This is a genomic window from Photobacterium sp. HL06, from assembly GCF_059552575.1.
Genome location: NZ_CM183914.1, coordinates 3131026 through 3144872 on the forward strand (window position 1 = coordinate 3131026; position 13847 = coordinate 3144872).

Below are 13847 nucleotides of genomic sequence, written 5' to 3' on the forward strand. Positions count from 1 at the left end.
ATGAATCCTCAATTAATTTTCTAATACGTTCAAAATACGTTCACAAGCCTTACCATCCCCATATGGATTATGGGCAAAGCTCATTTCCTGGTAGGCCTTCTCATTGGTCAGCAAGTCACGCAAGCTGCTAACAATCATCTCTACATCGGTACCTACCAGCTTTACTGTTCCAGCCGCTACTGCTTCAGGGCGCTCTGTCGTTTCACGCATCACTAACACCGGCTTTCCTAGTGATGGTGCCTCTTCTTGAATACCACCAGAATCAGTTAGAATGATATGTGCACGGTTCATCAAATAAACAAACGGCAGGTATTGCTGTGGCTCAATGAGGTGGATATTATCGACACCTTGCAATATACGATTAACCGGCTCTCTGACATTTGGGTTAAGGTGAACAGGGTAAACAACCTGAGTATCTGGGTGCTCTTTCGCTACATCTGACAGCGCTTGACAAATACGCTCAAAACCACCACCAAAGCTTTCTCGGCGATGACCTGTAACCAGAATTAGCTTTTTATTCTCATCTAGGAATGGAAACTGGGAAGCCAGTGTCGAAAGTAGATCCTTGTCATTGGCAATTTTATTCTTCACCATTAACAGGGCATCGATAACTGTATTACCCGTAACAAAAATATCTTTATCGCCATAGTTTTCATTTAGCAGATTCTGGCGAGATGTTTCCGTCGGTGCAAAATGATAACGTGTTAATGAACCCGTTAATCTGCGGTTCGCTTCTTCTGGCCACGGAGAATAAATATTGCCAGTACGTAAACCAGCTTCAACATGACCGACCGAAATTTGTTCATAGTATGCTGCAAGACTAGCAGCAAATGTTGTTGCTGTATCGCCATGTACTAACACAACATCTGGCTTAAACTGCTCGAGTACAGGCTTTAACTCTATCAGGATTCTTGAAGTCACTTCATTTAGTGTTTGCCCTGCCTTCATAAGATCCAGATCAAAATCCGGATTAATATCAAACAGATCCATAACCTGATCCAACATTTCGCGATGCTGAGCAGTAACACACACTTTTGCATCATAGCGCTCATCAGCGTCTAGAGCATGAACAAGCGGTGCCATTTTTATTGCTTCCGGTCGTGTACCGAATACCGTCAAAACACGTTTTTTTGACATGTTTGCTTTAACCTATACTAATCACTGATAACAGATATCACGCGGGACAGTTATCAAAAATAAAATCAAAAACCTACGTTCAACTCAGAAAACAAGTAGAAATGATCTGATACGTTACAGCTTTTAATAAAGCTCCATAGCTCATCACCTAATACCCAAACTGAATCAGAAACCGAAACTGTTTCCAGGTTCAAGTTCCATCAGGATATCGTCCATTTTGAATGGATCTCTACTCCACGCAAGCGTCACGAAAGGGCAAATCCTACCATAAATTTGAAGTGCTACATAGGACGCCTATCGAACAAATTAACAAGAAACAGAGAGTGCTTCATCTTCAGACCCATCAATTTATTGACTCTTAACAATAAACTGACAAAGCGGCAGAGCACTTCTTTCCAAACGTTTAATAGTGATATGGCATGCTGAACGCATGCCATATCATTTTCATCAAACGCTCTCAGCTAGAGACACTATTTAAACGTAAGTTTACCTTTTATATCATCAACTTGGATATTAACCGTCTCTCCATCTGCATATGTCCAGTTCGCCATTAAAGAACCATCAGAAGGATTGCCTTCATAAGAGCTGTCAATAATTTGGCGACCTGTTATATCGATCAATGTGACTATTTCAGCTTGCTCTCCCTCAACCTTTAAGCCAATAGCAAAATTAGGGACTAGCTTGCGAGAAGTATCTGAGTGCCAGCCTTGATAACGCGGCTCAGTTTGACCTTTCACAACAGAAAACGCACTATCTCTATCCGTTAAACTCATAAAAGTAATTGGTACCGACGCTACCCGAAACTGACTGCGTCCCTCCTGTTGTGATATTTGCTCGGCAGCTGGATTCAAATGAAACCATTGGGTAAAGCTATGGCTGTTAACTTCCACTCCACTCAACGGCTGTACTTTATCAACAACAAGTAGCCAGTTATGTGGGCTCATTAATAAAATGCGCCTATGATTTACTGATTTTTTACGAGGAGCAGACGCATCAATATAAAACCAACCTTTATCCGTTGTGCCTCCCGCTTTGATCCCTGAGCCATACGGTACAACATTACGTCGAGAGTCAGGGGCTCCATCGATTTCTAAGGTATTGTGTGCATGCGGACTTTCAACATAAACACGGGCAGGATGATCATAATAGAATCCAAGGCGACGTAATTCCGTACCTGGTTTTGTCTTACCTTCGTAGCCAAACATACCCGGCTCGACAATAATATCTTGCCCAAAGTCAGACCACTCAAATGATAGATCATCAATGTGTTTATGAACACGAGAATGGAATGCTGCGTTCATCGCTAAAAATGCAGCCGTCTCAGAACTGCCATCTAACCCAGCTTGTTGTCGGTAAACGGCATAGCCAGCATCATTAAACACTCTAAAATCTGCTGGATAAGGTCGCTCTGTGTTCTTATTGGCTAATGTCCAGGCCAACAACGGATTGATATTACCAGCCCCAACAAGATCCGTCAGATCTTTTTCTTTCAGGAATTTTTCGTCTGTATCACCGAATTGCACTAATTTTCCGTTTGGTTTTATAAACCAAGCAAGTGTTGCTTGTGCATTTTCATACGTGTCAGTGATCATCTGGACCGTTTTGTCTGAAAAGCCAGCAAGCTCTGCGATACGGTCAAGTACTTCCAGCACTTCCAGCATGTAGAAGTGGTAACGTGGAGAGTGCTCTTTATGAACACCTTCTTCCGAAAAGCTAGTTTCCAGCGCCGTTTGCATCCGTTGCTCTGAAATTTGCTTTACAGAACCGCAAAGCTGTAATTCAGGAACACGGTGGCACAGCATTACAGCACCAATCGATTGATATATACCATGATTATTATGTGCAATATGAAACCGATCTGCACCTAGGTACATTAAGTGGTCGGCAGCAACACGGAGTAAAGTAAGGTATTGTTCATCGGTAACTTTTTCGTTACAAGAGGCTATCCGAATTAGTTGCCCTAATACAGCAGCACGATGGCCTGCAGCCATGTCATACCAAATAAAAGAGCTTTGATCACCGGTACGGTAATCCTCTCCCGGGAAGAAATTATCACCAGACCAGCTTAGTGCAAAATTGAAAACGGTATCTTCAATTTTTGCCGCATACTCAACATCAGTATTCTGTACTTCATTCCACTTTGCTAAAGCACTATGAATAGGGCGCCACGCATTCAATTGATAACGCCATGTCCGACTATCAAATGGGTTCGCATCCCAGTCGATCGGATTCGGAAAAACATAGTTGTTTCCCTTAAAGTCCCATTCTCCTTTAAGGAACATTTCAGCTCTTAGATCGATAGTTTCTGGTGATGAACGGTCTTCATGCACACCGATATACTCAGGCACACTCTTTTGACACATTTGTTGCCTGAATGAAGAAATGTCATTTATGTCAGTACTCACTAAAGCCGAAAGAGGGGCAGTTTCAGGCTTAAGCTTCAAATGCTCCCCTCTTACAAGCTGCTCTTGGCTAAGCTGCTGCTCTTTTTTATCTGGTTGACTCTCGTTTATGTCCAAGTACGCAACACTTCCCCACCCAATAGCTATTACTCCTAAAGCTAGAAGCAAAAATCTAACTTTTACAACTCGGCTAATCTTTGGTTTCATCTAGAGCCTTTCTCCACATACTATACTGCTTACTGGCACACCTAACCCGGTATCAGGCTAGGTGATTTTTCCATAATCAGCACCAATTCGCTAGCTTAACGTAAAGCACTGTTACGATTTACCGTAAAATGAACACAGCAATTCGAATTTATAAATGAAAGGCTTACCATTGAAAAAATGGCCGCAGCGATATCCGTCAACAATATTGCGTCAGTGATCGTTATTTTGATGGATACCCGGTAGGATTCTGCGACTGCCAGCGCCATGTGTCTGTCGTCATGTCATCTAACGTATGAGTTGCTTGCCAATGTAACTCAGACTGCGCTTTTGCCGGATCTGCCCAACACTCTGCGATATCTCCAGCACGGCGTGGTGCAATTTTGTAATCAATATTGACACCGGAAGAGTTTGAAAACGCTTCAACCATTTGTAGTACGCTATATCCATTACCCGTACCCAGGTTATAGATGTGCAGGCCAGCCTCTTTGCCTCGATAATTAAGCGCTGCAAGGTGACCATCTGCAAGATCTACAACATGAATATAATCACGCACTCCGGTACCATCAACGGTCGAGTAATCATTACCAAACACAGACAGGTACTCACGACGGCCAACAGCTACCTGAGAAATAAATGGCATCAGGTTATTTGGAATACCTTGCGGATCTTCTCCCAGCTCTCCGGACTGATGCGAGCCAACCGGGTTGAAATAACGTAAAATCGTGACACTCATATCAGGGTGCGCTTTTTGAATGTCCGTCAGACACTCTTCAACCATCAGCTTACTGCGCCCGTAAGGGTTCGTGGCACTGGTTGGAAAATCTTCACGAATAGGTACAGAAGCCGGATCGCCATAAACCGTTGCCGATGAGCTGAAGATAAGACTTTTAACATCGGCTGCCAGCATTGCTTCAACCAATACTAACGTGCCATGAACGTTGTTATCATAATACTTCAACGGTTGCTCGACAGATTCGCCTACCGCTTTCAGCCCGGCGAAGTGAATAACCGAATCAATGCTATGTTCAATAAAGATCTGATCGAGGAATTGACGATCTCTAATATCACCTTTATAGAAGGTAGGCCTTTCATCGGTTAGCTTTTCAATGCGATCGAGCACCGTTTCTTTACTGTTATAAAGGTTATCAATAATAATAGGTGTCATACCAGCTTCGATCATTTGCACGCAGGTATGGCTACCGATATAACCCATTCCGCCTGTGACTAGTACCTTCATTTCATCTTCCCAATGATAATAAAATAAACAACGTACAATTAAGTCAATTGATGATCCTGGGCAATAATAAGTCTCTGTCTTGTATCAATGTCAGCAAGCATTGGCTAAGTCAGACCGAATAAGGCCGCATTGGTTAACTATACGTATACAAAAAAGCGACATCTCTTTCTCAAAGATATCGCTTTTCATTTAGTAACTCATTTTATGCTGCTTTTACCGCTTCAGCAATGTGGCTAGCCCACAGCTCAGCAAGCTCGGCAGATTCTGCTTCCGCCATGACACGGATAAGCGGCTCAGTGCCTGATTTACGTAGCAAAATACGTCCTTTCGGCGTTTCGCTGCCCACATCCATCGCCTCTTCTGCATTGGCAACAGCTGACTTAACCAATTCTGACTCAAGTGGTTTGGAGTCGCCACTGAAACGAACATTGACTAGAATTTGTGGCATCATGGGCATGTCACCAACCAGCTCATCCAGCGTCTTGCCACTACGCTGTACAACCGCTAAGACTTGCAGGGCTGCCACAATGGCATCACCAGTTGTAACCAGTTTACGACAAATCACGTGACCTGAGTTTTCACCACCTAACAACCAATCGCGTTCAAGCAATTGCTCCATCACATAGCGGTCACCGACATTGGCACGGACAAATGGGATACCCAGTTTAGCCAAAGCTACTTCTAGCCCCATATTGGACATCAGCGTACCGACAACGCCACCTTTTAGCTGGCCGTCAATTAACGCTTGCTTAGCTAAGACATAAAGAAGCTGATCACCATCGGCAACATTACCCTGACTGTCCACCATCATGATTCGGTCACTGTCACCATCTAGTGCAATACCCAAATCCGCTTTTTCTTCTACCACAGTCTTTTGCAGTAACGCCATAGAAGTCGCACCGCACTTATCATTAATGTTCAGACCGTTAGGCTGATTACCAATTGCAATAACCTCTGCACCTAATTCGCTAAATACCGCAGGCGCAATATGATAAGCCGCACCATTTGCACTATCGACCACTAGCTTCATGCCAGCTAGCGACAATGATGATGGGAATGTCCCTTTACAGAACTCGATATAGCGACCAGCAGCATCTTCCATGCGTGAGGCTTTACCCAGCAAATCTGATGAGACACATTCGATATCTTTATCCAGCTCCGCCTCAATCGCCAATTCAACTTCATCTGGTAGTTTTTCACCCGATGCTGAGAAGAACTTGATACCGTTATCGTAATACGGGTTATGAGAAGCACTGATCACAATCCCCGCTTCTGCACGGAACGTTTTAGTCAGATAAGCAACCGCAGGTGTCGGGATAGGCCCCGTTAGTACCGCATTAATTCCAGCAGCCGACAAACCGGCTTCTAGCGCAGATTCCAGCATATATCCTGAAATACGGGTATCTTTGCCAATGATTACTTTCTTAGTTCCAAGGCGAGATAACACACGTCCCGCCGCCCAGCCAAGCTTTAAGGCAAAATCAGGTGTAATTGGGTAGTCACCTACCTTTCCGCGTACACCGTCAGTGCCAAAATATTTTCTAGTCATAGTTATGTTTTCTAATGTAAGTGTGGAAATAGATTGAGGTACGAGTGTCGAGAAAAAACGGGTCCTGGGTCCTGGGTCCTGGGTCCTGGGTCCTGGGTCCTGGGTCCTGGGTCCTGGGTCCTGGGTCCTGGGTCCTGGGTCCTGGGTCCTGGGTCCTGGGTCCTGGGTCCTGGGTCCTGGGTCCTGGGTCCTGGGTCCTGCAGCCAAAGCTTCTTAGCTAACATTAGGTGTCAAGCTTTTGCTCTTCCCTGGCCCTAAGCTCAACTTTTCCTCACCACTCGAGCCTAGCAACTCGTTACTAGATTATTTTTAATCTTATAAAAAATGCCGTGTCTCTGTATAAGACACGGCATTAATAAACACAAAATACCTACAGCTACCGCTTTACTATTTACTTATCAACATTGGTTTCCGGCTGGACATCCGTATTAAATTCAATCGGCTTATTGGTGCCAAACACTTTGTGGATAAGCGTAATAATACGCCAGATATGGCTGATCACGAAGAAGTACATCGCAAACACACCAAGGAAGCTCAGGAACATCACAGACTCACTGATTTTCTCCATATCCGACCAAATGCCAACACCCGCCATTATGATAGCCATGGTGCAGATCACAAACAACGACATGCCAGAAGATAAGCCAATACGCTGACAGATGTGATGCAAGTGTTCGCGGTCTGGTTTGAATGGCGATTGGCCCTTACGGATACGACGCACCATGATAGTTGCCATATCCATCAGCGGAATTGCGATCACCCACAGTGCTGTTACAGGGCGGATATGTGTAGTATTCGTCCCCTGTGTAGCTTCAATCAACAGCCAAATGACAGTAAAACCAATAAAGATACTACCGGCATCGCCCATGAATACTTTAAAGCGACGACCTAAAGGAAAACCAAGGTTGAGCAGAATGTAAGGCACCATCGCAGTCACTAATAAGCCACAGCTCATAGCCAGAGACATATTGCCATCAACTAGGAACATAAAACCCAACGCTCCGAACGTGACCGAAGCCAGTCCACCTAGTAGGCCATCGATACCATCAACCATATTGAACGCATTGATAGCACCGATAACACCAATGATAGTAATGAAATAACTGGCAGCAACCGACAGCTCAATCGCGTCGCTCCCCATCAAGAAACCAAGGTTGTGTAAGCTCTTGCCACCAATCAACATCATGGCCAAAGAAACACCCGCTTGAATTACGAGGCGAATTTTAAAGCTGATATCGTAGCGATCATCTATGACTCCAGTGATCACCAGAATAGTAGCGCAGACCAAGAATAAAATCGCATCCGGCGTCAACTCCGCAAACACCAAATAAGTGATTGCAACAGTGAAAAAGATAGACACACCACCAACTAACGGAATCACTCCTTGATGGTGTTTCCGGGCGTTTGGCTTATCAACCAAACCAATATGTTTTGCAACTTTTCGAAAAATAAAAAGACTACAAAACGATGTAACAAAGACAAAAATAAAAGCGGTAGACATAGGTATTTTCTTATAAATTCAGAGTATCGAAAACAGAACCTAGGTTCTAGGTTCTAGGTTCTAGGTTCTAGCAACCGATTAAACTACCAACTTCAGCGCTGTTTCTTCGCAAGTCAGTGACTTCAAGTAATCATTGAAATCTTCACCAAGTGACTCATGACGCAGGCCATACTCGACAAAGGCTTTTAGATAACCCAGCTTATCGCCACAGTCATGAGATTTACCGGTCATGTGGAAGGCTTCAACAGTTTCTTCCGTCATCAGCATATCAATGGCATCTGTAAGCTGGATTTCATCACCCGCGCCCGGCGGAGTCATCGCGAGTTTGTCCCAGATCTTCGATGACAGGACATAACGTCCTACCACTGCCAAATTTGATGGCGCGTCTTCAACAGCCGGTTTTTCCACCATGGCTGTCATCGAATGAGACTCTCCACTTTCGAGTTCAGCACCGCCACAATCAACCACGCCGTATTTGGACACTTCTGACATCGGCACCGGTTCAACCATGATCTGGCTAAACCGCATTGCTTCATACCGCTCAACCATCGCCGCCAGATTCTCAGTCGACTGGTCGGCGGTATACTCATCGAGGATAACATCCGGCAGCACCACCGCAAACGGGGCATCGCCCACCAATGGTTTGGCACACAATACAGCGTGACCGAGTCCTTTTGCATGTCCCTGACGAACGTGCATAATTGTCACATCAGGTGGACAGATAGACTTAACTTCATCTAGCAACTGACGTTTAACTCGCTTTTCAAGCGTGGCTTCAAGTTCGTAAGACGTATCAAAGTGGTTTTCAATGGCATTTTTGGATGAGTGTGTTACCAATACAACTTCCTTAATACCAGCAGCAACACACTCATTTACAATATATTGAATAAGCGGTTTATCAACGATCGGCAGCATTTCTTTCGGAATAGCCTTGGTTGCCGGCAACATACGAGTACCTAGCCCTGCCACAGGAATGACAGCTTTTGTTATTTTTTTCATTATGTTTATCCATGAAAATGAGTTTTCTGTTCCTTAGTTATTTGAGGAGGAGGATTCTGCTTATATAGTCCTGTGGCCTGCAAGCAACCTTCGGCTAAGTCATTCGTTCTTCAAGCCTTTGCCTTTCGCTCTAACCAAAGGGCCCAGGGCAAGATTACGAAGCCCCTTGCCCCGTAAGGACTTGTGACAGGTAGGCATTATTTCTTCCTGCCCGTTTTTGTTTACGTTTTATACCCGCTTTAAATGTCTTATCTGCATTCAGCAAATTTAACGCTATATGGCGGATAGCAGCAAAGTTCTCACCGGCTTCATCTCGACGTATGCGACAATCATCCTCACTCATTCCTACATCGAGTTTCCAGTGAAGCTGCACTTCAATTGACCAATGTGCTCGTGTCGACTCAAGTAACTCTTTTGCCGTTAACTTTGCGGAACTAATGTAATAGCGAATCGACATTGATTCAGCGGCTTCATCGCCTTCTTGACGGATAGAAGCAACAATGCCCATTGTCGTTAGTTCTGGCCAATCGAACTCGACATCACCTAGGATGGATAAATCATAATTCACTAAAGATAAGCGCGTTTCTGTTCGTCCATGACCTTTCTCTTGAGTGCTGTATTTATCACCATCGTAGGTCTGAAGCATCTCTAAACGAAAGAAATCATTAAAGGCACTTTCTAGCTTCTTTTGGTTTCCTTTTACCGCTAGAAGGTAGTCCGCCTCTTTCTGTACGATTTTCTTCGCTAAATCCCTTTGGCACCCCATCGTGTCAATGGTGACAAGGCAACCACGTATGTTCAGTAACTCCAATAATTCTGGAATTGCCGTCATTTCGTTGGATTTCTCTGACGTTTTCACTTGCCCTAAAACAACCTGGTTAGCGGCACTAAAAGCGCTCACCATATGAATGGCACCTTGTCGACGACCTTTATCGTAAGTGCTTCGAAGTGTCTTACCATCAATGGCAATCACTTCACCATTTGTTGCTTCATGACAGGATTTCATCCAGGCAGCAAAACACTTTTGAAGCTGTTTCGCCGATATCATTCCCATTACACGAGCTATCGTATCGTGAACAGGAATACCATGTTCAAAGTCACCATATTGACGAAGCCAATCAAGGTGATCATGGCCGAAATCTTCTATTTCTTCCCACCCTTCAGCACCACCGATAACGGCAACGATAGCGAGGAAAAGGATATCAGAAAGCTTATACTCAACTTTCCACGACTGACGAGGGTCTCTGATGATAGATATGTGATCCAAAAGGCTTAGTCCGTTCATGGCTGAAATCTGTCCTAAAAAAACATTATATGATCACAGCCAGATTTGATCGTCAAAGCGATCATCAACTTTCAATAAAACTCTTTCAATATTGTAAGTTATGAGATAAAAATGAAGCCTATTCTAAAAAAGCGACCCCACTGGAAGCCTTGAAAAATAAGGACTCTTCATGATCTTACCCTGCCAAAGGGCCTCAGGATCATTGAGCCGCTTTTACCCGCTTTGAATCAATCCGCCCCAAACAAATCGCGCGTATAGACCTTACTCTCAACATCCGCTAACTCTTCAGCCATACGGTTAGAGACAATAACATCCGACATAGTCTTGAACTCAGTAAGATCGCTAATAACTGCAGAATTAAAAAATTCTTTGTCATTTAAAACAGGTTCATATATTACGACCTCAATACCTTTCGCTTTAATACGCTTCATGATGCCCTGAATAGAAGAAGCACGGAAATTATCAGAGCCAGATTTCATGATAAGCCTGTAAATACCCACACATTTTGGCTTGCGCTTCAAAATAGAATCAGCAATAAAGTCCTTTCGAGTAGTATTAGCATCGACAATAGCACTAATCAAACAATTCGGTACATCCTGATAGTTAGCTCGAAGTTGTTTAGTATCCTTGGGGAGGCAGTAACCACCGTAACCGAATGATGGGTTGTTATAGTGAGACCCGATACGTGGGTCTAAACCAACACCTTCAATAATTTGACGAGCATCTAAACCATGAGATTCAGCATAAGAATCAAGTTCATTAAAGTATGCAACACGCATTGCTAGATATGTATTAGAGAAAAGTTTAACAGCTTCGGCTTCAGTCGAATCAGTAAACAACACCTCAATATCTTCTTTAATTGCACCATCAACCAATAGGGCAGCAAAATCCTTGGCACGCTTGCTACGCTCGCCCACAATAATACGAGATGGATAAAGATTATCGTATAAAGCCTTACCTTCTCGAAGGAACTCAGGTGAAAAAATAAGGTTTTCACACCCCAGTTCTTCCTTAATACGCTGTGTATAACCAACAGGAACCGTTGATTTTATGACCATAACCGCATCAGGATTAATAGCCATCACATCTTTAATTACAGCCTCAACAGATGATGTATTAAAATAGTTATTCTTAACATCATAATCAGTTGGAGTAGCAATAATAACAAATTTAGCATTTTTATAAGCTAAATTTTTATCAAGCGTCGCAGTGAAACTTAATGCCTGATTATTAAGAAAGTCAGTAATTTCAGCATCAACAATCGGAGATACACGATCATTTAACATATTTACTTTTTCTTCAATAATATCGACTGCGATAACATCATTATGCTGTGCAAGCAGCATAGCATTTGACAAGCCAACATAGCCTGTACCTGCGATTGCAATATTCATGTTTAAACTCTTTATAAGACTTCTTCAATAGCTTTAAGATATTTGTTGATAACTATTTTTTCATCAAATTCTTTTTCGATTTTGTTCCGACTAGCAATACCCATACCTAGACGTTCTTGATGTGATAAATTTATCATTTTATCAAGAGCACTAGAAAGGCTTTCAGTTGAACGTGATTCACATAAAAAACCATTTATATTATGGTCAACTGTTTCACGACAACCGACATTATCAGTAGTAACAATAGGCTTCCCCATCGCACCAGCTTCAAGGAGTGACTTGGGGACTCCCTCTCGATAAAAAGAAGGTAACACCATACAATCAACTTTTGCTATCTCAGTTTCGACAGAATCAGAAACACCAAGGTAATTAATAATGCCTTCATCTACCCATGACTGCATATCAAATTTTGTTACAGCTGAAGGGTTATCAACATCAAGGAACCCCAACATTCTGAATTCAACTTTATCGCCATAACGTTGTTTCAGCTGTCGCGCAGCTTCAACATAATGACCGATACCTTTGTCGTACAGCATACGAGCAATCAGAAGAAAGCGAACAACACTATCATTATCAGCAGGTGATAACGAAAAACGTGACAAATCAGCCCCAGATCCAGGCAAACGATCAGTGATCGATGCATCAGCTAATTTATTTTTAAGGAATAGAGAGCGATCATCTTCATTTTGAAAGAAAATCTTATCTGCTTTTCTCTGACTAAATTTATACAATCCACGCGCTATTTTTGAAGTAACACTTTCATTAATAAAAAGAATACCAAGACCAGCGATATTATTAATAACTTTAGTACCACATCTTTTTGCAGCAATAGTACTATAGATATTGTTTTTTGGCGTAAAGTTTAAAACCAAATCAATATTAGCTTTACGATAAATAGCGATAAAAGAGATGAAAGTTTTAATATCCTTTAAAGGGTTAGTACCCCCCTGATCTATATCAATATGAGTAAACTTCGCACCTAAGGCTTCAAGTTTTTTTGAGTATTCATCTTCAGGTGCAATCGCAACGACATCATGACCAGCCCTTATCAGAGATGAAATGGTGTTCTTGCGAAAGTTGTAAATATACCAACTAGTATTTGACGAGATAGCGATATTAGCCATTACTTTCACTTCTTATAGAATTCTTTATACCAAGAAATAAACTTTTCGACACCTTCTTTAATGCCAACTTGTGGTTTATAACCAGTAGCCTCGAACAAGTCTTGCGTTTCCGCATAAGTTTGATATACATCACCAGCTTGCATCTCTCGAAAGTTTTTCTTGGCTTCAACACCTAATTCGTTTTCGATAGCTTTGATAAAATCCATCAAATTTATTGGACTTCCATAACCGATATTATAAACACTGTATGGCGCAGAACTAGTTGCGGGAGAACCTTTTTCTACTGTCCACGCATTATCTCGAGTTGGAATAACACCAGCAATACGTATAACTCCCTCTACAATGTCATCGATGTAGGTGAAATCACGCCACATATCACCGTTGTTGTTAATATCAATGGTTTCGCCATCCAATATTTTCTTAGTGAAGATGAAAGGCGCCATATCGGGACGGCCCCATGGGCCATATACAGTGAAGAAACGCAGCCCTGTTGTTGGAATATCATATAAATGTGAGTATGAATGTGCCATCAACTCATTTGATTTTTTAGTTGCCGCGTAAAGAGATACCGGATGATCAACAGAATCCTGAGTAGAAAAAGGGGTTTTACCATTCAAACCATACACCGAACTTGATGATGCGTACACTAAGTGTTGGATTTTGCTATGACGACATCCTTCAAGGATGTTTAAATGGCCAATAAGGTTACTATCAGCATAAGCCATTGGATTTTCGATAGAGTAACGAACACCTGCTTGAGCTGCTAAATGAATAACACGATCAAAATTATGTTCACTAAAAAGTGATTTGATACCATCTCTATCTGCTAAATCGAGTTTAATAAAATTAAAATCATTACTTTTTAAGCGTTCCAATCGATATAGTTTCAAATCTACATCATAATAATCATTTAAATTATCAATACCAACAACATTGTGGCCTTGGTCTAAAAGAGACCCTGCGACTTTCGAACCAATAAAACCAGCGACACCAGTAATTAAATAATTCATTT

10 protein-coding genes are annotated in these 13847 nt (G+C 42.4%); all 10 read right to left on the reverse strand.

Going from position 1 to position 13847, the window contains the following annotated elements:
- Positions 1–12 precede the first annotated feature (12 nt).
- Positions 13–1137 (reverse strand): non-hydrolyzing UDP-N-acetylglucosamine 2-epimerase, encoded by a 1125-nt coding sequence (gene wecB / locus AC51G0_RS14090; protein WP_496299267.1) that lies wholly within the window; start codon positions 1135–1137, stop codon positions 13–15.
- Between the two features lie 470 nt (positions 1138–1607).
- The gene (locus AC51G0_RS14095; protein ID WP_496299268.1) at positions 1608–3746 is read right to left on the reverse strand and encodes a heparinase II/III domain-containing protein; all 2139 of its coding nucleotides are present in this window, start codon (positions 3744–3746) and stop codon (positions 1608–1610) included.
- 220 nt (positions 3747–3966) lie between these two features.
- A complete protein-coding gene (galE, locus tag AC51G0_RS14100; protein ID WP_496299270.1) occupies positions 3967–4983 on the reverse strand; it encodes a UDP-glucose 4-epimerase GalE in 1017 nt (338 codons plus the stop codon).
- A gap of 202 nt (positions 4984–5185) precedes the next feature.
- Entirely contained in the window at positions 5186–6532 is a 1347-nt protein-coding gene (glmM, locus tag AC51G0_RS14105) for a phosphoglucosamine mutase (protein WP_496299272.1), read from the reverse strand.
- Between the two features lie 391 nt (positions 6533–6923).
- Positions 6924–8033 (reverse strand): UDP-N-acetylglucosamine--undecaprenyl-phosphate N-acetylglucosaminephosphotransferase, encoded by a 1110-nt coding sequence (wecA, locus tag AC51G0_RS14110; protein ID WP_496299273.1) that lies wholly within the window; start codon positions 8031–8033, stop codon positions 6924–6926.
- 78 nt (positions 8034–8111) lie between these two features.
- Positions 8112–9032 (reverse strand): UTP--glucose-1-phosphate uridylyltransferase GalU, encoded by a 921-nt coding sequence (gene galU, locus AC51G0_RS14115; protein WP_496299275.1) that lies wholly within the window; start codon positions 9030–9032, stop codon positions 8112–8114.
- A gap of 154 nt (positions 9033–9186) precedes the next feature.
- Positions 9187–10317, reverse strand: a complete 1131-nt coding sequence (locus tag AC51G0_RS14120; RefSeq protein WP_496299276.1) for an ISAs1 family transposase — start codon at positions 10315–10317, stop codon at positions 9187–9189.
- Between the two features lie 227 nt (positions 10318–10544).
- Complete coding sequence (locus tag AC51G0_RS14125) at positions 10545–11711, reverse strand: nucleotide sugar dehydrogenase (RefSeq protein WP_496299277.1); 1167 nt, start codon at positions 11709–11711, stop codon at positions 10545–10547.
- A gap of 11 nt (positions 11712–11722) precedes the next feature.
- On the reverse strand, positions 11723–12835 hold the full coding sequence (locus AC51G0_RS14130; RefSeq protein ID WP_496299278.1) for a glycosyltransferase family 4 protein: 1113 nt from the start codon (positions 12833–12835) through the stop codon (positions 11723–11725).
- Between the two features lie 5 nt (positions 12836–12840).
- Positions 12841–13845, reverse strand: coding sequence for an NAD-dependent epimerase (locus tag AC51G0_RS14135; RefSeq protein WP_496299280.1), 1005 nt, complete (start codon positions 13843–13845; stop codon positions 12841–12843).
- Positions 13846–13847 lie beyond the last annotated feature (2 nt).